Source organism: Pseudomonas sp. Hz4, assembly GCF_054898165.1.
The window spans coordinates 2,561,143-2,582,333 of the sequence record NZ_CM142719.1 but is presented as its reverse complement, the minus strand read 5'-3'; the positions used below and the strand labels follow the sequence as shown (position 1 = coordinate 2,582,333).

At 58.4% G+C, this 21,191-nt stretch carries 25 protein-coding genes and 4 pseudogenes; 14 read left to right on the top strand and 15 right to left on the bottom strand.

Translation table 11 applies throughout. From position 1 onward, the window contains the following. Nucleotides 1–8: 8 nt before the first annotated feature. The 3 genes from ACYZTR_RS11810 to ACYZTR_RS11800 form a co-directional block, all read right to left on the bottom strand. Nucleotides 9–305, bottom strand: coding sequence for a pentapeptide MXKDX repeat protein (locus ACYZTR_RS11810; RefSeq protein ID WP_461978983.1), 297 nt, complete (start codon nt 303–305; stop codon nt 9–11). Nucleotides 306–376: 71 nt separating this feature from the next. Continuing rightward, entirely contained in the window at nt 377–1,162 is a 786-nt protein-coding gene (locus tag ACYZTR_RS11805) for a molybdopterin-dependent oxidoreductase (RefSeq protein ID WP_461978981.1), read from the bottom strand. Beyond that, nucleotides 1,159–1,779 carry a cytochrome b/b6 domain-containing protein gene (locus ACYZTR_RS11800; protein WP_461978979.1) on the bottom strand — a complete coding sequence of 207 codons (621 nt, stop codon included), beginning with the start codon at nt 1,777–1,779 and terminating at the stop codon, nt 1,159–1,161. Before ACYZTR_RS11800 ends, ACYZTR_RS11805 begins: the two co-directional genes overlap by 4 nt. Before the next feature lie 165 nt (nt 1,780–1,944). Here ACYZTR_RS11800 and ACYZTR_RS11795 point away from each other — a divergent pair, with 165 nt between their 5' ends. Continuing rightward, on the top strand, nt 1,945–2,886 hold the full coding sequence (locus tag ACYZTR_RS11795; protein WP_461978977.1) for a class I SAM-dependent methyltransferase: 942 nt from the start codon (nt 1,945–1,947) through the stop codon (nt 2,884–2,886). Here ACYZTR_RS11795 and ACYZTR_RS11790 read toward each other — a convergent pair. Next, a pseudogene (locus ACYZTR_RS11790) lies at nt 2,870–3,241 on the bottom strand (helix-turn-helix transcriptional regulator); the annotation flags it as partial. The gene ACYZTR_RS11795 and the pseudogene ACYZTR_RS11790 overlap by 17 nt on opposite strands. Before the next feature lie 3 nt (nt 3,242–3,244). Here ACYZTR_RS11790 and ACYZTR_RS11785 point away from each other — a divergent pair. Next, nucleotides 3,245–3,709, top strand: a pseudogene (locus ACYZTR_RS11785) (P1 family peptidase); the annotation flags it as partial. On the opposite strand, the gene ACYZTR_RS11780 reads toward ACYZTR_RS11785, so the two are convergent. Further along, the gene (locus ACYZTR_RS11780) at nt 3,666–4,316 is read right to left on the bottom strand and encodes an NAD(P)H-dependent oxidoreductase (protein ID WP_461978976.1); all 651 of its coding nucleotides are present in this window, start codon (nt 4,314–4,316) and stop codon (nt 3,666–3,668) included. The pseudogene ACYZTR_RS11785 and the gene ACYZTR_RS11780 overlap by 44 nt on opposite strands. Nucleotides 4,317–4,402: 86 nt before the next feature. Between ACYZTR_RS11780 and ACYZTR_RS11775 the strand changes: the two genes are divergently transcribed. After that, nucleotides 4,403–5,056 (top strand): TetR/AcrR family transcriptional regulator, encoded by a 654-nt coding sequence (locus ACYZTR_RS11775; RefSeq protein ID WP_461978974.1) that lies wholly within the window; start codon nt 4,403–4,405, stop codon nt 5,054–5,056. 68 nt (nt 5,057–5,124) lie between these two features. Here the strand turns inward: ACYZTR_RS11775 and ACYZTR_RS11770 are convergent, their stop codons facing one another. Together ACYZTR_RS11770 and ACYZTR_RS11765 are read right to left on the bottom strand one after the other, a co-directional pair. Further along, nucleotides 5,125–5,847: a GNAT family N-acetyltransferase gene (locus tag ACYZTR_RS11770; RefSeq protein ID WP_461978972.1), complete on the bottom strand. Its 723-nt coding sequence runs from the start codon at nt 5,845–5,847 to the stop codon at nt 5,125–5,127. A 322-nt stretch (nt 5,848–6,169) separates the two neighbouring features. Beyond that, complete coding sequence (locus ACYZTR_RS11765; RefSeq protein WP_461978970.1) at nt 6,170–6,739, bottom strand: YceI family protein; 570 nt, start codon at nt 6,737–6,739, stop codon at nt 6,170–6,172. Nucleotides 6,740–6,947: 208 nt separating this feature from the next. On the opposite strand from ACYZTR_RS11765, the pseudogene ACYZTR_RS11760 reads away from it, so the two are divergent. Further along, nucleotides 6,948–7,703 (top strand): annotated as a pseudogene (locus ACYZTR_RS11760) (SDR family oxidoreductase). A gap of 146 nt (nt 7,704–7,849) precedes the next feature. Next, nucleotides 7,850–8,257 carry a MerR family transcriptional regulator gene (locus ACYZTR_RS11755; RefSeq protein ID WP_461979672.1) on the top strand — a complete coding sequence of 136 codons (408 nt, stop codon included), beginning with the start codon at nt 7,850–7,852 and terminating at the stop codon, nt 8,255–8,257. Here ACYZTR_RS11755 and ACYZTR_RS11750 read toward each other — a convergent pair. The 5 genes from ACYZTR_RS11750 to ACYZTR_RS11730 form a co-directional block, all read right to left on the bottom strand. Continuing rightward, on the bottom strand, nt 8,184–9,215 hold the full coding sequence (locus tag ACYZTR_RS11750) for an NAD-dependent epimerase/dehydratase family protein (RefSeq protein ID WP_461978968.1): 1,032 nt from the start codon (nt 9,213–9,215) through the stop codon (nt 8,184–8,186). The genes ACYZTR_RS11755 and ACYZTR_RS11750 overlap by 74 nt on opposite strands. An 87-nt stretch (nt 9,216–9,302) precedes the next feature. Beyond that, entirely contained in the window at nt 9,303–9,995 is a 693-nt protein-coding gene (locus ACYZTR_RS11745) for a phosphoribosyltransferase (RefSeq protein ID WP_461978966.1), read from the bottom strand. A 318-nt stretch (nt 9,996–10,313) separates the two neighbouring features. After that, nucleotides 10,314–10,766, bottom strand: coding sequence for an arsenic resistance N-acetyltransferase ArsN2 (gene arsN2, locus ACYZTR_RS11740; RefSeq protein ID WP_461978964.1), 453 nt, complete (start codon nt 10,764–10,766; stop codon nt 10,314–10,316). Nucleotides 10,767–10,783: 17 nt separating this feature from the next. Next, a complete protein-coding gene (locus ACYZTR_RS11735; protein WP_461978962.1) occupies nt 10,784–12,142 on the bottom strand; it encodes an MATE family efflux transporter in 1,359 nt (452 codons plus the stop codon). 204 nt (nt 12,143–12,346) lie between these two features. After that, nucleotides 12,347–12,805, bottom strand: coding sequence for a winged helix-turn-helix transcriptional regulator (locus tag ACYZTR_RS11730; RefSeq protein WP_461978960.1), 459 nt, complete (start codon nt 12,803–12,805; stop codon nt 12,347–12,349). Nucleotides 12,806–12,940: 135 nt separating this feature from the next. Between ACYZTR_RS11730 and ACYZTR_RS11725 the strand changes: the two genes are divergently transcribed. The 4 genes and pseudogenes from ACYZTR_RS11725 (at nt 12,941) to ACYZTR_RS11710 (ending at nt 15,674) form a co-directional block, all read left to right on the top strand. Next, entirely contained in the window at nt 12,941–14,224 is a 1,284-nt protein-coding gene (locus ACYZTR_RS11725; protein WP_461978958.1) for an MFS transporter, read from the top strand. 39 nt (nt 14,225–14,263) lie between these two features. Next, a pseudogene (locus ACYZTR_RS11720) lies at nt 14,264–14,578 on the top strand (EamA family transporter); the annotation flags it as partial. A 183-nt stretch (nt 14,579–14,761) separates the two neighbouring features. After that, a complete protein-coding gene (locus ACYZTR_RS11715; protein ID WP_461979670.1) occupies nt 14,762–15,484 on the top strand; it encodes a nuclease-related domain-containing protein in 723 nt (240 codons plus the stop codon). 52 nt (nt 15,485–15,536) lie between these two features. Then, the gene (locus ACYZTR_RS11710) at nt 15,537–15,674 is read left to right on the top strand and encodes a hypothetical protein (RefSeq protein WP_461978956.1); all 138 of its coding nucleotides are present in this window, start codon (nt 15,537–15,539) and stop codon (nt 15,672–15,674) included. Nucleotides 15,675–15,686: 12 nt separating this feature from the next. On the opposite strand, the gene ACYZTR_RS11705 is transcribed toward ACYZTR_RS11710, so the two are convergent. Then, nucleotides 15,687–16,376 (bottom strand): winged helix-turn-helix transcriptional regulator, encoded by a 690-nt coding sequence (locus ACYZTR_RS11705; RefSeq protein WP_461978954.1) that lies wholly within the window; start codon nt 16,374–16,376, stop codon nt 15,687–15,689. A 104-nt stretch (nt 16,377–16,480) separates the two neighbouring features. On the opposite strand from ACYZTR_RS11705, the gene ACYZTR_RS11700 reads away from it, so the two are divergent. Further along, the gene (locus ACYZTR_RS11700; RefSeq protein ID WP_461978952.1) at nt 16,481–17,422 is read left to right on the top strand and encodes a carbon-nitrogen hydrolase family protein; all 942 of its coding nucleotides are present in this window, start codon (nt 16,481–16,483) and stop codon (nt 17,420–17,422) included. Nucleotides 17,423–17,494: 72 nt separating this feature from the next. Continuing rightward, nucleotides 17,495–17,929, top strand: coding sequence for a GFA family protein (locus tag ACYZTR_RS11695; protein WP_461978950.1), 435 nt, complete (start codon nt 17,495–17,497; stop codon nt 17,927–17,929). Nucleotides 17,930–18,026: 97 nt separating this feature from the next. On the opposite strand, the gene ACYZTR_RS11690 is transcribed toward ACYZTR_RS11695, so the two are convergent. Beyond that, nucleotides 18,027–18,497, bottom strand: a complete 471-nt coding sequence (locus tag ACYZTR_RS11690; protein WP_461978948.1) for an anti-virulence regulator CigR family protein — start codon at nt 18,495–18,497, stop codon at nt 18,027–18,029. 327 nt (nt 18,498–18,824) lie between these two features. Here ACYZTR_RS11690 and ACYZTR_RS11685 point away from each other — a divergent pair, with 327 nt between their 5' ends. Beyond that, nucleotides 18,825–19,130 carry a panthothenate synthetase gene (locus ACYZTR_RS11685; protein WP_282377758.1) on the top strand — a complete coding sequence of 102 codons (306 nt, stop codon included), beginning with the start codon at nt 18,825–18,827 and terminating at the stop codon, nt 19,128–19,130. Between the two features lie 148 nt (nt 19,131–19,278). Here ACYZTR_RS11685 and ACYZTR_RS11680 read toward each other — a convergent pair whose 3' ends face one another. Then, nucleotides 19,279–19,794 carry a hypothetical protein gene (locus ACYZTR_RS11680; RefSeq protein ID WP_461978946.1) on the bottom strand — a complete coding sequence of 172 codons (516 nt, stop codon included), beginning with the start codon at nt 19,792–19,794 and terminating at the stop codon, nt 19,279–19,281. A gap of 265 nt (nt 19,795–20,059) precedes the next feature. Here ACYZTR_RS11680 and ACYZTR_RS11675 point away from each other — a divergent pair, with 265 nt between their 5' ends. Together ACYZTR_RS11675 and ACYZTR_RS11670 are read left to right on the top strand one after the other, a co-directional pair. Next, the gene (locus tag ACYZTR_RS11675) at nt 20,060–20,464 is read left to right on the top strand and encodes a hypothetical protein (RefSeq protein WP_461978944.1); all 405 of its coding nucleotides are present in this window, start codon (nt 20,060–20,062) and stop codon (nt 20,462–20,464) included. Continuing rightward, nucleotides 20,458–21,150: an RES family NAD+ phosphorylase gene (locus ACYZTR_RS11670; RefSeq protein WP_461978942.1), complete on the top strand. Its 693-nt coding sequence runs from the start codon at nt 20,458–20,460 to the stop codon at nt 21,148–21,150. Before ACYZTR_RS11675 ends, ACYZTR_RS11670 begins: the two co-directional genes overlap by 7 nt. Nucleotides 21,151–21,191: the final 41 nt, after the last annotated feature.

The following is a 21,191-nucleotide window of genomic DNA, read 5'->3' as shown; positions in this document are numbered from 1 at the left end:
TGTTCGGATCAGTACGACGGGGCGTCTTTTTTCATGGTGTCCTTGGACATCGCGTCCTTCTTCACTTCGTCCTTGCCCATGGCGTCATTGGACATGGTGTCTTTCTTCATCGTGTCCTTGCTCATGGAATCCTTGGACATGGCATCCTTTTTCATCGTGTCCTTTTGCATGGCGTCTTTGGACATCGAGTCCTTGCTCATGCTGTCGTTGCTCATGCCGTTATGGGTTGTTGCATCGGCGGCAAACACGCTGGTGGCGCCAAATGCCAGGCACATGGACAGTACGGTGGTCGCTAACTTTTTCATGATGAAACTCCTTGAAGCACAGGTTGTGGATGAGCGCAGCGAGCGCTGCGCAGTGAAGTACCCAGGCGCCATCAGCTGCCACCGAACCAGTTGTAGCCCTGGTCTTCCCAGTAGCCACCCGGATAGGTGTTGGTGACGAACATCGCCTGAATGTGTTTGGGATTCTTGTAGCCCAGCTTGGTGGGCATGCGCAGCTTCATCGGGAAGCCGTATTGGCGAGGCAGCACCGCGCCGTCATAGGTCAGCGTCAACAAGGTTTGCGAATGCAGTGCGGTGGCCATGTCGATGCTGGTGTAGTAGTCGTCCGCGCATTTGAAGCCGACATATTTGGCATCCGTGTCGGCACCGACCCGCTTCAGGAAGTCGCTGAACCGTACGCCGCCCCAGCGCCCGATCGCGCTCCAGCCTTCGACGCAAATGTGCCGGGTAATCTGTTCGGTCTGCGCCATGGCTCGCAGCTCTTCGAGCCGCCAGCTGCGCTTGTCCGCGACCAGCCCGGTCACTTCCAGTCGATAACGCTCTTCCTCCACCGTCGGCGCCTCTTCGATGCCATAAAAGGCATTGAAGGGAAACGGCCGGGTGATCATCGACTCGGGATAGGTCGGCGCCAGTGCGTTGGGGTTGAACAACCAGCCCTGCACCCGGTCGTTGAATCGCGACATGGAGGACAACGCGGTTTCAACGCTTGCGTTGTCGGTGAGGTTGCAGCCGGACAACATGGCCACGCCGCCGAGGGTCAGGCCGCGCATCAGGAACGATCGTCGTGAGCGGTCCTCGATCTGCGGTGCAAGGATCTTTCTGGCGTCTGTCAGGATGGACGACTCATCCAGCCCTGTTCCTTCGATGCGCCTTTTCATACGGGCTCCTTGCGACCGACAATCATCGCCCACAACGTTTTGGGAACCAGCGCGACCATCACCAGATGAACCGCGACAAAGGCCACCAACAGCGACATCGCGATGAAGTGCACGTGCCGTGCGCCTTCGTAACCGCCCATCAGTTCACGCAACAGCGGAAACTGGACGGACTTCCACAACACCAGCCCGGAAATCACCAGCAGCGTGATGTCGACCATCACGAACAGGTACGCCACCCGTTGCACCTGGTTGTAATGACTCAGATCGGCATGCCCCAACCGCCCTCGCAACGCCGCCCACAGGTCATGCAAGACACCTTTAGGCGACACCGGGAAAAAGCGCCGTTTGAGACGACCACTGACGAGGTTGATGATCAGATAGATGAGGCCGTTGGCGGCCAGAAGCCACATCGCAGCGAAATGCCATTGCAACGCCCCGCCGAGCCAGCCACCCAAGGTGATCGTTTTGGGAAAACTGAAGTCGTACAGTGGGGACGCGTTATAGATTCGCCAACCGCTGGTGACCATGACCAGCACCGCCAGGGCGTTCAGCCAATGGGTCAGCCGTAGCCAGCGGGGAAATGTGCTGACCGTGGGTGAAGCAGGTAGCTGCGACATGATGGGCTCCCGGCGGTTGATCGTTGGAGCCGATTATGTGAGCCGATAGATCGCCAAATCCTCACGTAAAGTTAAATTAAACGTGATAACTCTCGGCGCCTTGCAGCGGTCCTCGCGCCGCAATTGTGTTTAAAATGCGCCCCTTCTCATTGCCGACGCTGCCCGATGAACTCAGACGCCCTCTCCACCCTCCACGACCATTTACTGACGGCCCTGGCAGCGCCCCCCGCCGAAACCCGTCGGCTGCTCCACGGCCGTGGCCGGTGCTGGCCGGGACTGGAGCAATTGACTGTCGATTGGCTGCAGGGCGTGGTGCTGGTGTCGCTGTTCAAGGAACCCGAAGCATCGCAACTGGACGCGTTGGAACAGAAGCTGATGGACGTCACGCAATCGCCTGCGTGGACGCAATCCGGCGCGCACACGCTGTTGCTGCAACATCGCTACCTGTTGCAAAGCACCACCGAGTGGCTGTTGGGGGACGCGATCGACGAGATGACGATCACCGAGGGCGGTCTGCATTACCGGGTGGACCTGGGCCGTAAACAGAACACCGGCCTGTTCCTCGACATGCGTTACGGCCGCGACTGGGTGCGGGCCAATGCCCAGGGCAAGCGCGTGCTGAACCTGTTCGCCTACACCTGTGGATTCTCGGTGGCGGCCATCGAAGGTGGTGCAACGCACGTGGTCAATCTGGACATGTCGAGCCCGGCCCTGAGCCGTGGCCGCGACAATCACCGGCTCAACGGCCACGACTTGAGCAAGGTGACGTTCCTCGGTCATGACCTGTTCAAATCCTGGGGCAAGGTGATCGGCAAGGGCCCTTACGACCTGGTGATCATCGACCCGCCGTCCTTTCAGAAAGGCAGTTTTCTGCTGACCAAGGACTACCAGCGCGTGCTGCGTCGGCTGCCGGAATTGCTCGGCCCCCAGGGCACGGTTCTGGCGTGCATGAACGATCCGGCGTTCGGTGCGGACTTTCTCATCGACGGCGTCACCCGCGAAGCACCGAGCCTGCGTTTCGAGCAACGGCTGGACAATCCGCCGGAATTTCCGGACGCCGATGTTGAATGCGGGTTGAAGGCGTTGGTGTTCAGGCTGGAGGATTGAGCACCAACGCAAACAACTCACCATGCCCATTCACATTGAGCTTGTGATAGAGGTTGCGCCGGTGCACCTTCACCGTCTCCGGGGAAATGCCCATCTGTTGGGCGATGGCCTTGCTTGAGAAGCCCTGGAGAATCAGTCGCGCCGTTTCGATTTCCCGCACCGACAGGCGCGCGTCGAGGCGATCCAGCAAGGTCGCCAGATCCCCGGCCACCGCTTCGGCGGCTGGACCTTCCGGCGGCATCAATTGCAGGTGACGTCGCATCGCCGCCAGCACCCAATCACGCACACAGAGCAGGCGGCCCTGCTCTTCAGGGCTGAACCGCGTCGAGCGACCCAGGGACAAACCGAGCACGGCGCCATCGGGCGCTACATGGAAAACGCCGACTCGCCGTTCCTCAAGGCGTCCTTGCCGCATCCTGGCATGGGTTCGATCGTCGTTTGCCTGGCCACCGATGCGTCGTTGCTGCCACACCAGTGCACGCGCCTCGCGCAGCGCGCCAGCCTCGGCCTCGCCCGCACCGGCGGCGGCAATGAAGACCACAGCGGCGACATCTTCATCGCTTTCGCCACCGGCAACCAACACGTGCCACCGGCCGCGTATGAAGGCAAAGGCGCACCGACCTGCAACAACCTGAGCATGGTCAACAACGACCACATCAGCGAGTTGTTCCTGGCCGCCACCGAAGCGGTTGAGGAAGCGATCATCAATGCCTTGCTGGCCTCCGACACTGCCGAAGGCAATGGCCATGCGGTGCGGGGACTGGACGCCGGGACGCTGCTCAACGCGTTGCGTCGGGCGGGTTGGCCAGGCGAACAGGCCTAGCAGAGGTGATGGGGCTGGATGCCGCAAAGAGCTCGCGCCCCAAGGCCCGTGCGGCATCCAGATGAACCGCCGGATCCTGAATTTCCGATTCGAGCAGCCGTTCGGACGTCACCACCTGCGCACCGCAATAATCGAAAATCCCATGGTCAATCTGCGTCTTCATGGCCTCGGCATAACCGTGCCGGGCGTAGGTTGCAGCGTCGGCACCGCCCACTCCGATCAGGTGAACTTGCAGATGGCCAAGCTTCTTCTCCAGCTTGGCATCTGCACCGAAATCGAACGCCCAGCCGTTGGCAAATACCCGATCAATCCAGCCCTTGAGCAGCGCCGGCATCGACCACCAGTAGACGGGATAAACCAGCACCAGCGCATCGGCGCGGTCTATCCGCGCTTGCTCGGCAACCACATCAGCAGGGGGCGGTGCCTCCCGGTGATGCACTGCCAGATCAGCGGCGCTGAACCTCGGATCGAACCCTTCGGCCGAGAGGTCGGCGATTTCAATGGTATGACCGGGATCGTCCAGGGCTATGCCCTGAGCGACTTGCGCGGCCAGGCTTTGCGTCAACGAACGAGGATCGTGATGAGCCACAACGATAAGCGCGTGCATGCTGAAAACTCCTGATTGAGAGCACAAGGCGGACCTTATATACTCTTGGTAAGTTACGATCAGTAAGTTACTTTTGGTACATAGCCATGTCAACCACCGAATCAGACGCGCAAGATTCCACCCCGCCACCGCGACGACGAATGTCCCGGGAGGACCGCCAACGCCAGTTGCTGGACGTCGCCTGGCAACTCGTTCGGGAAGAAGGCACGGACGCGCTGACATTGGGTCGGCTCGCCGAGCAAGCCGGGGTGACCAAACCGGTGGTTTACGATCACTTCACCACGCGATCCGGGTTACTGGCGGCGCTCTACCAGGACTTCGATGCCCGACAGACTGCGCTGATGGATACTGCGCTTCAGAACAGCGAACCGACTTTGCCCGGCACCGCCAGGGTGATCGCTTCGTCGTACGTCGACTGCGTGTTGCTTCAGGGCAACGAAATCCCCGGCGTCATCGCGGCACTGGCCAGCTCCCCGGAGCTGGAGAAGATCAAACGCGAGTACGAAGCGATTTTCCTGAACAAGTGCTGGACCGCCCTCGCCCCTTTTGCTGGCTCGGGTGATATCAAGGCAGCGGGATTGCGGGCGATGCTCGGTGCGGCGGAAGCCTTGTCCCACGCCGCGGCAAATGGAGAAATCACCGCCGTGCAGGCACAGGACGAATTGTTTGAAACCATCGTGGGGATGGTTGAAAGGAGTGCGCGTGGAGACGCTGGAGAGGTCGCCGGGGTTGATGCCTGAAACAGATACCAAAAAGCCCTTGGCGCGTTGCCCGCACAAGGGCTTTTTTTGCATTGCGTCGAAGGTGACTAGACCAACCGCAGTCGAGGGGAATGGGCGAGTACCGCACCTTCACCCAGTCGCTCGCGGACACACTCTTTCGCCTTGCGCGTCATCTGGTCCAGATGCCGGTCACGCTGCTTTTCCGCATCGAGCATCGCGCGCTTACCGTGTTTTTGCAGCAGGTACGTATGAATCTGTCGCACCTCCAGCGAGCTGTAGATCGACGCCACGTCCAGCAGGGCCATCAAGCCGTCGGTGCCATGGTCACGGGTGTTCATCAGCACCTGAGTACCGCGCACGCCCACTAGCTGAAATCCCATTGCCTCAAAATACGCAACCTTGGTCACAGCGCACGTCAGTTCGGCATGCGGATAGCGGCCGACCATCTCCCGCAGCATCTTTCGGGCGACACCCTGACGCCGATGGCTCGCATGCACCGCCATATACGCCACGCCGCACGCCTCAGGATCGTCCTTGACCGGCAGGTACAACAGAAAGCCGACAACCTTCTCCGGGTCGTCTTCGTCGGTCGCGACGAGCAACTCCACGGCTATCCCTTTCGCCCCGTTCAATGCTTCCAGATAGAGATGAACCTCGTAGCCGATCGCGTACTGGTACACGTTGTACAACAGGTTGCTCGGCGCGATAGCGACCATGCTGATGTCGGTCAGGTAATCGACCACCATCTGCAGGATCTGGCTATTGATGTGCTCGGGGCACGGGGTTTTGAAATGGGTGATCTGGGGCATTCGTGGCTCTGACTCTGGGGCGGACGTGCCTATCATAACGTGCTGGAACTGCGCGGCTCACAAAAGTACTCGCCGGCATGGACGAGTCCCTGTGGCGAAGGGGCTCGTCAGGCGCCAATAACGATGGATCGCTGCCGCAGGACGATCGTTCCCACGCTCTGCGTGGGAATGCGGCCCGGGACGCTCCGCGTCCCTACCGGAGCCGAACGCGGAGCGTCCGTTGAGGCATTCCCCACGCGGGAGCGTGGGAACGATCTGCGTTGGCTCGATTGATGAGTCCTGATCTGCATTGACGCCGTGATTATTAAACCCGCTGACCGAGTCACTGCTCCGGCGCAACCATGCGAAACCGGATATTGATCTTGTCGGAGACGACACCGTCGGCCCATTCACCTTCACCGACTTTGAAGTCGCTGCGTTTGAGCGTTAACTGGCCATCGAAAATCCCTATGTCATTCTCGGACTTCAGCAGCACCGGTACATCCACTTCACGCGTGATTCCCCTGAGCGTGAGTTTGCCGGTAATCGAGTAACGGTTGTCGCTCAATACCTTCACGCCGATCGATTCAAACGTCGCCACTGGATACGTTGCCGAGTCGAACCAGGCAGGTTTTTGCAGTTCGCTGTTGGCGTCGCTGCTTCCGGCATCGATGCTGTCGAGCTGGATGGTGAGCGCGGTGTGGGCTGCTGACGGGTTCGCCGTGTCGAAATCAAGCGTGGCCTCGAACTTGCCGAACGTGCCGTATACCCGCGATGAGAACTGTTTATACGTGAAGGATATCGTGCTGGCGGTTTCATTCACCTGCGTGTACTCGACCGCCTGGACGCAAGGCAACACGCCGAATGCGAGGGCGGCAACCAGCACCGCGCAGGTCGGGAATCGATGTTTCATGGGATTCTCCGGTCGGGGCTCCCGTCATGAGCTGAAGCGCCCGCACAACGTTAGCCAGCGATAGGTGGACTAAAGCAAAAAAACGCCGTTTATTCCACCTGGCACTCAGACTTCCGACCACCTGTCGGCCCACGCCAATGGCCGCCCCGAAACGGCCGCCGTCCGGGTGTTTAATGACGGTCCAACTCACCGCATCGGGAGACAGGCCATGAAATTCGTCATCATCGGAGGAAGTGGTCTGATCGGCAGCAAAGTCTGCAAGAACCTCCAGGATCTGGGGCATGAAGCCCTGGCGGCGTCGCCGAGCACCGGCGTCAATGTCATCAGCGGCGAAGGGCTGACGGAGGCGTTAAAAGGCGCAGACGTGGTGGTCGACGTGGCGAACTCGCCCTCATTCGAGAACCACGCGGCGTTGCACTTTTTCGAAACCGCCGGGCACAACCTGTTCGCTGCCGAAAAGGTAGCCGGCACCAAACACCATGTCGCGCTGTGAGTCGTCGGCACCGAACGTATGCTCGACAGTGGTTATTTTCGGGCCAAGATGGCCCAGGAAAAACTCATCAAGGCGTCGGGCGTTCCCTACACCATCCTGCGGGCCACGCAGTTCTTCGAATTCATTAGTGCCATTGCTTACTCAGGTCGCGAGGAGGGCAACACCATCCATCTAACGTCTGCCGCGCTGCAACCGGTGGCCTCGGTCGACGTCGCGGCCGCACTGACGGCTATCGCTCAAAAAGCGCCGATCAATCAGACCGTGGAAGTGGCCGGCCCGGATCGCCGCCCCATTGTCGAGTTCGTGAGTGAGTACCTCAAACACACCAAGGACCCGCGCGAGGCGGTTTCGGACGACACGGTTCCTTACTTTGGTGCCCCGATCAATGACAAATCCCTCACGCCAGGCGATAAGCCCATTGTCGGAGCGACCCGGTTTGAAGACTGGCTAGAGACCGCGCATCCGTCTTGAGTCGCTATTGACGATGATGATCAGCGGGTCCCGCTCTTGCCGTCAGGTATCAGCTATTCACAGGCAACGGCTTGCCAGCAAACCGGACTGCGATAGGATGGCTTGCGGATTTACGATAGCAACTCGCGTGGCGAGAAGGATTGCTGATGTTCATTGGAAGACTCGCCGGGCTCACCGGTTGCACCCCGAAAGCCATTCGACTTTACGAACAAATGGGTCTGATCCCGGAACCGGATCGCCAGGGTCGATATCGCGTCTACACCTCACATCACCTTACGCTCGTGCGCCTTATCCGTCGGGCACAGGTCGCCGGCTTCAAGCTCGCAGAGATGGTTCCACTGATCGCTGCCAAGAACACGCTGAACGCCTTTCCCTTGGAACTGACCAACCAGGCGATCGACCTGAAGTGCCAACAAATCGTCGAGCAAATAGCCGGTTTGCAAGCGCTGGCTATTCACCTCGGCGAACTCAAAAGCGAGATCAATTCACTTTTTGAACCGGGGACAGTGGCGACGCCTCATAAAGCAGCGTCGAGCGCTGGCCTAGATAGATGAACGCCGATTGAAGGGCGACTTCCGGCGCTCGTGGACGGAAGCCCAATTCGGCCCTGGCCTTGGTGATGTCGTATTCCTGCTTAACGTCATGGAACATCCTGACCTGACTGAGTAACATTTCGGCAGGCCGACCCGTCAAGCCAGCCCAACGCTCCTGCATCCACGCCACAGCGACCAACAGCCATTTGGGTGCCGGCGGTGGTTGGCGATAGCCAGGTAAAACCGCGTTCGCTGCTTCAATGATCTCGGCCAGTGAAGAGGATCGCTCATTCGCCAGAATGTAGCGCTGCCCTGACCGGCCTTTTTCTGCCGCGAGGATCATCCCCAGCGCGACATCTCGCACGTCGACAAAATTGAAATGAAAGCCCGGGTCCAGAGGCATCTGTCGCCGTCTGATCGAATCGACAAATTTCATGGTGTCAGTCAGCTTTGCCGCGTTGGGGCCGATCATCGCCGAGGGCAACACCGAGACCATCCAAAGGTTCAGGGCCTGCGCCGTGCGCCAGGCCATTTGCTCCGACAGAATCTTGGACGCGTAATAGGCATTCTCGTCCTCGTCATTCCAGTGTTCTTCATCGAGCGCCTGGCCGTTCTGACCGATGGCCGCAACGGAACTGACATACACCACGCGCTTGACCCCGGCCTTCTTCGCCGCCTGCAAAACGCGACGTGTCCCCTCCACATTCGGTTCGATAATCTCGGCGTGCGGATGCCTCGCCCAGTGCTTGAACACCGCCGCGACCTGAAACAATAGGTCGACTCCGTTCAACGCCTCGAGCATGGCCGCTTCGTCGAGCAGTTCGGCATACACCCTTTCGCAATCCAGCCCCTCGAACGCTGCCGTATCGTTTGCATCACGAACCCCAGCGCGAACTCGGTAACCCTGATCGAGCAAGGCTCTGACCAAGGAATTGCCCAAATGACCATTGGCCCCCGTGACCAGACATAACTGACTCATACAATTGTCCCCCTCGCTTGACCAAGCATCCGTTTTGGCGAGGACAACCATAGACTCTGCCCCGTGGGACAGAGTCAAGCATCAACACTAATGACCGGAAAGCTGTTGAGCGGCGCTGGACTCTCGCAGCCAGGCCCGCTGCAACAGCTTGATGACCTCGGCATCCGAGGTCTGGGTAAAGTCCATGTACCAACGGCCGATCGACATGAACCAGTCGGGAATAAGCAGGCATATCAGCTCATCCACCTCGCTGCGCAGCGCCTGCGCCGTCTCAATCGGCGCCACCGGCACGGCGACGACGATACGAGACGGCGCCTGCACACGTACCGCGTGGATCGCCGCCATCATCGAGGCGCCTGTCGCCAGGCCGTCATCGATCAGAATTACCACCTGACCCTTGAGTTGCACAGGCGCGCGCGTTCCCCGGTAAACCTGCTCGCGGCGCAACAGCTCCCGGGTTTCCCGGGCGACCACGGTGTCGAACGTGGCCTGATCAATCGGGTGGGCCCGCAACGCGTGTTCATTGAGGATTTGGATGTCGCCGCTGGCGATGGCGCCCATGGCGAGCTCCTGATGGGACGGAACCCCGAGCTTGCGCACCAGCATCAGGTCGAGGCGAACCTCCAGGGCAGTAGCCACTTCATAGGCGACCGGCACACCGCCACGGGGCAAGGCGAGGACGATGACATCGGGTCTATGCGCGTATTTGAGTAACGGCTCCACAAGACGTCGACCGGCCGCGGTCCGGTCCTGCAAGAGGGTTGGCGATGAGGAACTCATTTGAAAACCTCCTCAGGCGATCACGCCTGCCGGTTCGCATCACACGTTCACCATGGATTGTCAGTCTGACGCTGGATGACATCAAGCTCAGTCATGACGCACCCGCCCGCCGATCGCATCGCCGGCGTCAGTGCGAACTCATACAGAACTTTTCACAGAACAGTTTAATGCCTGGAAGCATCCGGCACTCCGACTCAAAACAAAGCGACCTCCCTGATGCAGGCCCAGGACACGGCCAACAGCGAGCCGCAAGAACAGCGCCAATGCGTGAGCCAAAGTTGTCGTTTTGAGATGAGTTGTTCGAGCAACGTCGCCAGACTATGGAACCGGCGCACTTAACGTTTTTCGTAGATAGCTCGCAGACGCCGGACATAAATGTTTGAATTGGGCTGTTTGGGTGATGGCAACAGGTGCCGCCTGCCTATCGAACCGTTCATAACCATTGGCGGCAAAAAAACCGGCTGCCCCTTGGGTCAACAAATGCAGTCGAAGCGCGCCTTGCGAGGCCGCACACTGTTCCAATGCAAACAACACGGCTTGGCCCAGCCCTTCTCCACGACGCGCTTCACACACCACCATTGAACGAAGCAACAGGTCGGGAGCCGACCCCTCCAACCCTCCAAAAGCCACCCATTTCCCCGCCACTTCGAAACGGAAAAACTGCCGGCCTGGTTCGCTGACATCATCGCAGGGCAATGCTGCCTGATGCAGAGCATCACGGAGCTGATCCAGACCGTTATCGTGTACTTTAATCATCTGCATGTTCAGCATCGTTACCGCCTGCTCGCCTACACCAACCGCTCAATCTTCTGATGCTGCCAGACCATTTTGTAATACGCCGTCTGCAACGCCAGCATCCCCAGATACGCCACCGGAAACGCCATCCACACACCCTGCAACCCAAACCGCGCATCCAACGCATACGCCACCGGCAACTGCACACCGACCACGCAAACAATCGAAATCGCCATCGGCACCAGCACCGAGCCGCTGGCGCGCATGATGCCGCCGACGATCGCCTGGAAGCCAAACACCAACAGGCTCCAGAGCATGATGTGCAATAGGTGTTCCGCCATCGCCCGGGTGGAATCATCCGTGAGGAACAACCCCAGCAACCAGTGCGACAACAGATAACCCAATACCACCAACCCACCGGTCAGGCACACGTTGATCAACAGCCCCGTGCGCAGAATCGGCGCCATGCGCTCAAAGCGCCCTGCCCCAATCGCCTGAGCGCCGAGGATCGACGCCGTGATCGCAATCGACAGCGCTGGAAACTGCACGTAATTGACGATCTGCGTCACCGCCCCATACGCCGCCGTCGCCTGCGAACCGTGCTGATTCACCAGCGCCAGAATCACCAGCTCCGACACCGACAACACCACCATCTGCAATCCGGTCGGCAACCCGATGCGCAGCACCTTGCCGAGAATCACCAGGTCCAGCCGCATCGCCGCAAACATCTCCCGATCCGGCGCCAACGGATGCCCCCTGCGAATCAACCGCCACGCCAGCCACCCCATCGCCGACAAATTACCCGCCAACCCGGCATACGCCGCACTCTGAATCCCCATCATCGGCAACCCGAACCAACCCCGAATCAACGCCGGCGTCAGCGCCAACCCGATACACGTCGACACCACCAACGCCACCAGCGGCGACACCGTATCGCTCACCCCGCGCAGAAGTTGGGTGAAAAGTACGTAGACCAGGAGTGACGGCATGATCCACATCATCACGTGGGCGTAGGAGACTGCGTCGTCGAGAACGTCTGCGGGGGTGCCCAAACCCTGCAAGGCTGGTCTTGCGAACACACTGCCGAGTACCGCTGCTGTCAGGCCGATCATTGCGCCTAACAGTAAGGTTGTGCCGGCGATGGTTTTCACCAGATGCGGCTCGCGCGCGCCCCAGGCTTGGCCGATGAGCACGCCAGCACCCGCGCCGAGGCCGATGACCAGGGCGATGAAGAAGAAGACGATGGGGAACATGCCCGAGACAGCGGCCAGGGCTTGGGTGCCGAGCATTTGGCCGATGTAGATGCTGTTGATGGTGCCCGACATGGATTGGAGGAAATTGGACAGGACCATGGGGGCCAGGAAAAGGAGGTAGGTTTTCCAGAGGGGGGGTTGGGTGATGGGGGTTTGCATTGAGGGTCCGTCTCGGGTGTGGGCTCGTGTTCTGGAAATTCTACGCTAAGCAACTGATACCAATGCCTTCCCATTTTGAGGATTTGGAGAGCATGGCGGTGCCAACTATCGGCCAAAAGCGGACAAGCTCTTGTCAACTGCGCCTAGCATACTGGCTTGAATTTCCCTAGGATCGTCTGGCGTGAGAGGAAGTCTGCTGTCGATTCACGACTCGCCGGCAACAAGTCTCACCCTGTGGCAGTCAGACGGTCCAAGTTTTTGACCGCTTGATGAGCGAACATCAATCGGCATCAGAGACTGTCCGGACTCGTTGTCCAACAGCACAGAACGCGTCTCTTGCGGCTTGAACAGGAAACGTTCGCCCCACTGCCTCATACTGACCACAACCGGAAAGATCTCCCGTCCTTTGTCCGTAAGGACGTACTCCTTGTAGGCGCTTCCATCTGACGCCGGTCGAACGTCGAATACACCGACCTCAACCAACGTTTTCAGTCGCGATGCCAGAATATTTTTGGCCACGCCCAAACTCTTTTGAAATTCGCTGAATCGGCGAATGTCGTCAAATGCGTCGCGGATGATCATGAGCGACCAGCGATCCCCAATTGCCTCCAGTGTTCTTGCTACCGGGCATTCGCTGCTTTGCGGTGAAGCGCCTTCGACCATCGTGTTTACCTTTTGGATAAGGACTGCCAAGTCTGTCGATCAATCTGGAGCAACATGGTTGCAATTTGAAACCTGATTCAACAATAATTGAAACCAGTTTTTAATTGAAACCAGTTTAACGCCATGGAGGTGTGCATGACAGCAGATACCGACTCAGCCACCAAACGTTTCTCCAGCCAGCCTTCGGGATTGCCCCATACGGATACCGGAGAAAGCAGCAAGACCGACCGGTCTCCGGGGCTTTCTCCATCGCTCACGTTATTGTTTTCCGTCACCTGCGCACTTGCAGTAGCCAATGTTTACTTCGCCCAACCCTTGCTCGCCTCAATGGCTGAGAGCCTGGGCGTCACTTCAGGATTGATCGGGGTCGTGGTGACGGCCACTCAGGTTGGATACGCGCTGGGGTTGCTGTTCATTGTACCGCTGGGCGATATGGTCAACCGTAAACGGCTGATTTTGACCCAAGTGATGCTGTCTGCAATTGCGCTGGCGGCAGTCGGCGCATCACAGCAATGGCTGGCCCTGCTGGGAGCCATGATCGTGATGGGCTTACTGGCAGTGGTCGTTCAGGTGCTTGTGGCCTATGCCGCCGTGCTGGCAACGCCATCACAACGTGGGCAGGCAGTGGGAACCGTAACCAGCGGAATTGTCCTGGGCATTCTTCTGGCGCGGTTTACCTCTGGACTGATCGCAGATCTAGCGGGCTGGCGCGCCGTTTATTTCGTTTCCTCAGGATTGATGCTGACCATCGCGGCGGTGTTCTGGAGAGTGGTTCCTGCCGCAGTGTCGCCACGCAATCAACACTCCTACCGAGCGCTCATCCGATCGCTCTTCAAGCTGTTCATGACCGAACCGGTTTTGCGGATCAGGGGCCTGCTGGCCTTACTGATCTTTGCCGCTTTCTCCGTGCTATGGACATCCATGGTGCTGCCGTTGAGCGCTCCGCCGCTGTCACTTTCACACACTGCCATCGGCATGTTTGGCTTGGCCGGCGTCGCCGGTGCCCTTGCTGCCAGAAGAGCCGGTCGCTGGGCCGATCAAGGTTTGGGACAACGAGTTACCGGCATTTCACTGGGGCTCCTGACGCTTTCTTGGTTGCCCATCACTTTTGCCGAGACGTCGCTGATCGCGCTGGTCTGCGGAGTGGTCTTGCTCGACTTCGCGGTGCAAGCCGTACACGTCACCAACCAGAGCCTCATTTTTGCTGCACGACCCGACGCCCAAAGTCGCATGGTCGGCGCATACATGTGCTTCTACTCGGTCGGTAGCGCGCTGGGGGCGGCAGCCGCGACCCAGGTTTATGCGCTCTGGGGCTGGATGGCAGTAAGCCTGCTGGGCGCCTTGATCAGCGCTACAGCTTTGGCGCTGTGGGTTCTTACGAATCATTTCTCGACGTCCATTCAAGGAAGATCAGTATGAAAGTCGGGCACCTACTACTCGCAATCTCGATTACTGCCATACCCCAATACACTGTTCGGCTATTGGGTGTGGAATTCACTTCTGAAACGATATCCAGTGTCTACAGTCGCGCCATTGTCGTTATTGGTGCCAGTATTCGGACTGCTCGGTTCAGTCATGATTTTCAATGAGAGCCTGTCACTCAACAAAATCGTTGCAGTCGTTCTCATCGTGTCGGGTCTTGGCGTCGGCTTATACGGACAGCACGTCCTCAGTGCGGTGCTCAAGGTATTTTTCCGGATTTGCATCGACGGTTTAGTAATTGGAGTGAATGACAACGAGCGCTATCGGCGCCCGTTTTGTTTAAGGTTGTGAGCTGCGGATTTTGGTAGCTTGAACGCGCCCCTTGGTAAAACTGAGGACTGCCCCGAAAGCTTGACTAGAAGGCAGTATCAGGCAGCACAACCAAAAGAACCTCTCACTGCAAAGGATTGCCATGTGAACACCTCAGTTATCCTGCCACCCTTACTCGACATCCTGAAATGGCTACTGCCGCTGATGCTGGTGTTGGCGCTGCTGAAATCGCGCCTGTTCAAAGGCTGGTTCGGTGAGCAGCTAATCCGATTGTTCTCGCACTTTCTATTGAATCGTCACGTCTACCGCCGCCTGCATGACGTGACGCTGACCGCCCCGGACGGCACGACGCAGATCGACCATGTGTTTCTTTCGCCCTTCGGCATTTTCGTGCTGGAGACGAAGAACATGAGCGGCTGGATCTTCGGCGGTGAAAAGCAGGCTCAGTGGACGCAACAGCTTTACAGAAAGCGTTTCAAGTTCCAGAACCCGATTCACCAGAACTACAAGCATTTGAAAGCACTGCAAGTCGCGTTGGGAATCGGGCCGGAGTGTGTGCATTCGGTCATCGCCTTTGTCGGCCGCAGCACCTTCAAGACCAAAATGCCCGCCAATGTCACCCAAGGCATGGGGTCGATCCGCTATATCAAGTCGTTCCAGCAAGCGGTGTTCAGCGAGGCGCAGGTGACGGCTATGCTACAAACCTTGCAAGCAGGTCGTCTGGCGCTGACGTTCGCTACCCGGCGTGAGCATGTGCAACGCCTGAAGCAGCGCAGCGATCGATCGGCTTCCCGCCAATGTCCGCGCTGCAGCAGTGCGCTGGTGGTGCGTACATTCAAAAGCGGTGCCAACATCGGCCAGCAGTTTTGGGGATGCAGCACATTCCCCAAGTGCCGGACGGTGCAGCTCATAGCGCCCAACAGCTAAGCTTTATCAAGAGGCCGTTATTCGAAACGCTGAAAAAGTCGGGAGGCGAACCATGAGCAAACAACCTCAACCCCGCAGCCGCTCCAACCCTCAGCCCAGGTCCCGTCCGGTGGTCCCTAACCTGCCCAGCAAAACCGGCAACAAGTCCGGGGACTTCCGCGGCAACTACCCACCGAAGAAGTCGAGTTGAGCTTCAGCGAGATTACCGAGTCACTACCGCACTCCGAGTCCCCGCAAACGCGCTCGTGCCCAGCCAGCGCCACAAACTTTCCGCATCCTTCACCGCGCCATCCACACGCAATTCTCGCGACTGAAGCACCTCCCGCGGTGTGCGGTCGCCCGTCCACACTTCGGTCAACGCGCGCACGCTGGAGTCCACGACGAGCGTCAGTTCGCGTCCGGGGTCGTCGCGGCACAGGTCTGCCACGCCCTGTTCGACCACGAGCCACCACGCTTGCTCGCCGGGCCGCGCGTCGCGGAACGTGAACTGGATGACCACCGGTCGGGACGGGAACGTTTCGATGCGCACGAACCGGCGCACGTCCCACATCAGCAAGCCCGCGTCGAGTTCGTCATCGCGAAGGCGACTGCCGATCCAGCGCGCGCCCCAATGTCCCAGCGCCATGATGATGGGGCGCAATTCCTCGCCCGCCTCGGTCAGGCTGTACTCCCAGACTTTGCCTGCGGGCGTGCGGTGCACGACGCCGATTTCTTCCAAATGACGCAGCCGCTGTGTCAGCAGGTTGGTGGACATCCGTGGTACGCCGCGGTGCAGTTCATTGAAGCGCTTACTGCCGCACAGCAGCTCGCGCACGACTAAAGGTGTCCAGCGCTCGCACAGCGCTTCAGCACCGCGCGCGACCGTGCAGAACTGACCGTAGCTCTCTTCCATCACCTGGACTCCGCAACTGCAACGCTTCAGTTTTTGAACTAGCCCCGCCACTTCGCCACGCGCACGCTCAAGCCTTCAAAAGCCAAAAGCCAAAGGAGAACGCCATGACCAAGGTAGCCATCATTCAGCGCCCGCCCGTGCTGCTCGATCGCAGCGCGACGATCGCCCGGGCCGTGCAATCAGTCGCTGAGGCTGCGACGGCGGGAGCCTCACTGATCGTTTTGCCCGAATTGTTCATTCCCGGTTACCCGTCGTGGATCTGGCGGCTGGCGGCGGGAAAGGACGGGGCTGTAATGGGCCAGTTGCACACGCGGCTGCTGGCCAACGCCGTCGATATCACCAACGGTGACCTGAGCCAATTGTGCGAGGCCGCCAGGGTTCACGCCGTGACGATCGTGTGCGGCATCAATGAATGCGAGCGGCAAAAGGGTGGCGGCACGCTCTATAACAGCGTAGTCGTTATCGGCGCGAACGGCGCAGTGCTCAACCGACACCGCAAGCTGATGCCAACGAATCCCGAGCGCATGGTGCATGGCTTCGGTGATGCCTCCGGGTTGCGCACGGTCGATACACCGGTCGGCCGCATTGGTGCGCTCATCTGCTGGGAAAACTACATGCCGCTGGCACGCTATTCACTGTACGCCCAAGGGGTAGAAATCTACGTCGCACCCACGTACGACACTGGCGAGGGCTGGATCAGCACGATGCGTCACATTGCGCTCGAAGGCCGCTGCTGGGTGCTCGGCAGTGGCACCGCGCTGCGCGGCAGCGACATCCCCGACGACTTCCCGGCGCGTACGCAACTGTTTCCCGATCCGGACGAATGGATCAACGACGGCGACTCAGTGGTGGTCAACCCTCAAGGCCGGATCGTGGCCGGTCCATTACACCGAGAGGCAGGCATTTTGTATGCGGACATCGACGTCTCACTCGTGGCGCCAGCGCGGCGGGCGCTCGACGTCACCGGGCATTACGCGCGCCCTGACATTTTCGAACTGCAGGTGCGGCGCACGCCGGCCACAGCGGTGCGCTACATTGACGGGTGAAGGCAGGCAACGTTCAGGCGATCCATCCCATGTCCGGCGGTATCGCCTGGCAATTAATCAAGGAGTCATGCCATGAGCATTGAACGGTCTTACAAGGGCAGTTGTTTTTGTGGCGCAGTCGAGTTCACAGTCAGCGGCGAGCCGGCCGGAATGGGCTATTGCCATTGCGAGTCGTGTCGGCATTGGTCAGCAGGGCCGGTCAATGCCTTCACGCTGTGGAAACCCGAGGCGGTGCAGGTGACTCGGGGCGCTGACAACATCGGCACCTACAACAAGACATCGCGCAGTTACCGCAAGTGGTGCAAGACGTGCGGCGGACATATCTTTACTGAACACCCGGAGATGGGGCTCATCGACGTGTATGCCGCGATCATCCCGGATCTCGCGTACTCGCCAGGCGTTCACGTGCACTATCAGGAGACCGTGCTGCGCATCAAAGATGGATTGCCCAAGCTGAAGGATGTCCCCAACGAATTAGGAGGATCGGGCATCAGCGTGGACGAATAGCGCTAGCAAGCTAAGGGCAGTTTTTCATTGGCAGCCGCCTCAGAACACCCTTCAAATGGGCATACGGATCATGCCCATCGCCCGCGCCACTCAAGCATTAATCAAAAGCACCGTTGAGCACTTCGTAGATGAGCCCGGTTGCCAGCGCGACCAATATCAAGTCGGTGCCAGCTTGCTGCCATTCATATCCATCATAATGAGGCAGCCTGCCGATCAACCGACCGTCCAGTTTTTTGGCAATCCCTGGTGGAAGCGGCTTACCTCGCGCGAGGTTCTTTTGAATGCCGGGTGGCAATGCAGGTCCGGGGCTCCAGTAGTCTCGATACCCGCCAACAATTCCAAGAACACTTCCGTGATTGATGCTTGGGCCATTATCCCAATCGCCGCCCCCGGAGTTTTTGCCTTTGCTGCCCTGACTTCCCTGATTACCATGAACTTGGCTGTTTTGTGGATTTCCCTTGTCGTTTCCTTGACCCTTTCCATTACCGGGATCGGCTAACGCAATTCCTGAGCCGCAGACCAGCGCAAGGCAGGTAACAGCTGCAATCAATGAGCGAGATCTGGGCATGAGTCGTTCCTTCAGAGTGGCGGGATATCTCAATGAAATTTAGACGTTATGGACGATGTTAGTTCCATTTCCTCCCATCAACACCCAAGCCCCACTCGATGTCCCCTGCCAAGCCATGGCCGACTACCGCATCCGCAACTATCAGGACTTTCTCAATCCTTGAAATGAAGCTTCATGACCGCCCGTAACCTGTGCACGAGGGCTGGCTCATGCTTCGCTATTCTTGATAACACAAACCGCGAGGACTGTTGAATGAATGGCCTGCGGCATGAGCGCCAGACGCAAAGGTCTGGTTACAGGGTTGCAAGTTGAGCAGAGGATTGAATGATGAAGATGTTACTGATGGTCGAGTGCCCTAATGAACCCTTTAATTCCCTTGTCAAAGCCGGAAAAGTGGGCGAGGTCATTGAGCGCATTCTGGTCAGTATCAAGCCGGAGGCGGCGTACTTTACTGAGCAGGATGGCATGCGCGGCGGGATCTTTCTGGTCGATGTAAAAGACCCATCCGACATACCCGCTTTTGCAGAGCCCTTTTTTCTTAACTTCAACGCCAACTGCAAGTTCCGTATCGTGCTGAGCGCGCAGGATCTGCAAAAGGCCGATCTGGCGACGCTCGGGCAAACCTGGGCGTGAGGCGCATCCATTGCCGGCGTCGATAGTCGCCAGCAATTCAATGAAGTTCTCTTAAAAATTCCGGGGCGTAACATCGCGTCCATACCAAACAAATACACCCCATCCCTGCTTGATCTTTCAGTCGATCGCGCAGGGATTGCTCAGCGTCTTAATCAGTACGACTTTTTGAGACTGACGTCCCGGCTTTGCTCAACCCTTTCGTGTTGTGATCGCCTGGAGTCGAGGTCGAAATGGCCCTGGCTTTGGTTACGCCGCGAGTATCTTTGGAATGGGCGATGCCTGAAGTCGTTGAGCCTTGACCGCGATCATTACCGTAGTGGTTTCCGCTTTCACCATGGTCTCGAACGGCCTTGCCGGCATGATCGCTGGCCAATCCCTTACCGCGACCATTACTGTCAGATCTCCCGGAGTGGTCTGAACCGCTGTGACCGCCACTCGTACCGCCGCCATGGCCACCTCCATTGCCACCGCCGTTACCGCCTCCGTTACCACCACCTCCCCCATTGCCACCACCACCACCACCACCACCACCACCACCACCACCACCACCATCCTTCGCATAGGCGGAGCTAATGACGGACAGGTCAGTGGGGAGTAATGGAGCAGCTGCAAGCATCATGGCGCAGGACATGACAGCAACGAGACTCTTATTCTTAAAAAGCATGATGGCTTCCGTAGGTTAATATCGCATGCCATATGACGCATCAGGGCCCCGACAGTTCAAGTCTTGCGACAGGCGGGAATACCTATCTGAAATTTAGACGCTATTGACGTCGTGCACTCGGCACAGCGCGTGTAAAAGCGCCCATATCGCGCAACAGCATTGAAGCGCTGACGGTACCTTAATGGCCCGCTGGTCGAGGCAGCCTTGCTCTGTAGATTCAATCAACTTATCTTTGAATCTGTAGATTCACGATGAGGTATTGAACATGGCCGTTGCCCTCCAGGAACAAGCCTTTACCAAGAACCAGTGTGTGACGGGCCTGCGCGCCGCTGTCGGCATCCTCGAAAAATGGTGTGCGTCCAGCGATCAGGCTTGCCGCATCCTGCGCATTTCCCGCAGCACCTACACCCGCGCCCGGCAGCATGATCCCGACTGGGCGGTGACTCTGGACTCGGACCAGATGCAGCGCATCAGTTTTGTGCTCAACATCCACGCCGCGCTGCGCCTGGTTTTCGATAACCCGGAGAACGTCTACGGCTTCCCGTCGATGACCAACGACAACGAGTTTTTCAATGGGCGTAGCCCGCTTGAGATCATGTCTCAGGGCGATATGATTTCTTTGTATGAAACTTTTCGGCGCATCGACGTGCTGCGTGGCGCGCAATGGTAAAGGTGAATGAACTGGCAGAGCTTGCTGGTGAGCAATTACAGGCCTATCGACTGGTCAATTCGAAGTTTCCACCGATCGCGATGTTTGATGACGTTGCGGACGCAGATGAGTTCGAGGTGCTGTATCAGATACAGGCGCTAACGAATCCCAGGCTGAAAAATGAAGTGGGTCATCTTGAGTTGATTCCTCGTGATCAGATCCCGTTCGGCATTCCTGGCTGCTCTTACGCGACAGCGCCTTTTACCCACGTCAACCCGGCGGGTTCACGGTTCAGCGATGGCAGCTTTGGTGTGTTGTACCTGGCGGACTCCATGGAGACGGCGTTGGCCGAGGTGCGGCATCACCAGAGCCTGTATTGGGCGAATGTCCGCAGCCTGAACTTTGAGCGCTTTGTTTTCCGGGGGTTGTCCTGCTCCTTCGTGAACGTGGCGATGAAGGATGCTACAGCCATTTCGATGACTGATCCTGTTTATGCGCCTGACGATTACACGCATTCCCGTCGCTTGGGGAGGTCCGTTAAGGAAGCGGGTTGTCCCGGCATTCGTTACAACTCCGTGCGCATGCAAGGTAGTTACTGTTGGGCGCTGATGACGCCGAGACCGGTTTTATCGGTTATTCAAGCAGCGCATTACGAGATGATCTGGAATGGGCAGGTGACCAGTGTCAGTAAGATCAGTGAGGCTTGATTGCATTTATGCCGAAATGAAAACGGGCGCCTTGATAGGCG

Bases quoted from the DNA above. Each gene is read 5' to 3' on its own strand.
- ACYZTR_RS11690 (WP_461978948.1), bottom strand. From the start codon at position 18,497: ATGCCCAGATCTCGCTCATTGATTGCAGCTGTTACCTGCCTTGCGCTG.
- ACYZTR_RS11670 (WP_461978942.1), top strand. From the start codon at position 20,458: ATGGTAAAGGTGAATGAACTGGCAGAGCTTGCTGGTGAGCAATTACAG.
- ACYZTR_RS11795 (WP_461978977.1), top strand. From the start codon at position 1,945: ATGAACTCAGACGCCCTCTCCACCCTCCACGACCATTTACTGACGGCC.
- ACYZTR_RS11745 (WP_461978966.1), bottom strand. From the start codon at position 9,995: ATGAGTTCCTCATCGCCAACCCTCTTGCAGGACCGGACCGCGGCCGGT.
- ACYZTR_RS11765 (WP_461978970.1), bottom strand. From the start codon at position 6,739: ATGAAACATCGATTCCCGACCTGCGCGGTGCTGGTTGCCGCCCTCGCA.
- ACYZTR_RS11770 (WP_461978972.1), bottom strand. From the start codon at position 5,847: ATGCCCCAGATCACCCATTTCAAAACCCCGTGCCCCGAGCACATCAAT.
- ACYZTR_RS11735 (WP_461978962.1), bottom strand. From the start codon at position 12,142: ATGCAAACCCCCATCACCCAACCCCCCCTCTGGAAAACCTACCTCCTT.
- ACYZTR_RS11695 (WP_461978950.1), top strand. From the start codon at position 17,495: ATGAGCATTGAACGGTCTTACAAGGGCAGTTGTTTTTGTGGCGCAGTC.
- ACYZTR_RS11780 (WP_461978976.1), bottom strand. From the start codon at position 4,316: ATGCACGCGCTTATCGTTGTGGCTCATCACGATCCTCGTTCGTTGACG.
- ACYZTR_RS11675 (WP_461978944.1), top strand. From the start codon at position 20,060: ATGGCCGTTGCCCTCCAGGAACAAGCCTTTACCAAGAACCAGTGTGTG.
- ACYZTR_RS11775 (WP_461978974.1), top strand. From the start codon at position 4,403: ATGTCAACCACCGAATCAGACGCGCAAGATTCCACCCCGCCACCGCGA.
- ACYZTR_RS11810 (WP_461978983.1), bottom strand. From the start codon at position 305: ATGAAAAAGTTAGCGACCACCGTACTGTCCATGTGCCTGGCATTTGGC.
- ACYZTR_RS11755 (WP_461979672.1), top strand. From the start codon at position 7,850: ATGTTCATTGGAAGACTCGCCGGGCTCACCGGTTGCACCCCGAAAGCC.
- ACYZTR_RS11805 (WP_461978981.1), bottom strand. From the start codon at position 1,162: ATGAAAAGGCGCATCGAAGGAACAGGGCTGGATGAGTCGTCCATCCTG.
- ACYZTR_RS11730 (WP_461978960.1), bottom strand. From the start codon at position 12,805: ATGGTCGAAGGCGCTTCACCGCAAAGCAGCGAATGCCCGGTAGCAAGA.
- ACYZTR_RS11685 (WP_282377758.1), top strand. From the start codon at position 18,825: ATGAAGATGTTACTGATGGTCGAGTGCCCTAATGAACCCTTTAATTCC.
- ACYZTR_RS11705 (WP_461978954.1), bottom strand. From the start codon at position 16,376: ATGGAAGAGAGCTACGGTCAGTTCTGCACGGTCGCGCGCGGTGCTGAA.
- ACYZTR_RS11800 (WP_461978979.1), bottom strand. From the start codon at position 1,779: ATGTCGCAGCTACCTGCTTCACCCACGGTCAGCACATTTCCCCGCTGG.
- ACYZTR_RS11680 (WP_461978946.1), bottom strand. From the start codon at position 19,794: ATGCTTTTTAAGAATAAGAGTCTCGTTGCTGTCATGTCCTGCGCCATG.
- ACYZTR_RS11725 (WP_461978958.1), top strand. From the start codon at position 12,941: ATGACAGCAGATACCGACTCAGCCACCAAACGTTTCTCCAGCCAGCCT.
- ACYZTR_RS11715 (WP_461979670.1), top strand. From the start codon at position 14,762: ATGCTGGTGTTGGCGCTGCTGAAATCGCGCCTGTTCAAAGGCTGGTTC.
- arsN2 (WP_461978964.1), bottom strand. From the start codon at position 10,766: ATGCTGAACATGCAGATGATTAAAGTACACGATAACGGTCTGGATCAG.
- ACYZTR_RS11750 (WP_461978968.1), bottom strand. From the start codon at position 9,215: ATGAGTCAGTTATGTCTGGTCACGGGGGCCAATGGTCATTTGGGCAAT.
- ACYZTR_RS11710 (WP_461978956.1), top strand. From the start codon at position 15,537: ATGAGCAAACAACCTCAACCCCGCAGCCGCTCCAACCCTCAGCCCAGG.
- ACYZTR_RS11700 (WP_461978952.1), top strand. From the start codon at position 16,481: ATGACCAAGGTAGCCATCATTCAGCGCCCGCCCGTGCTGCTCGATCGC.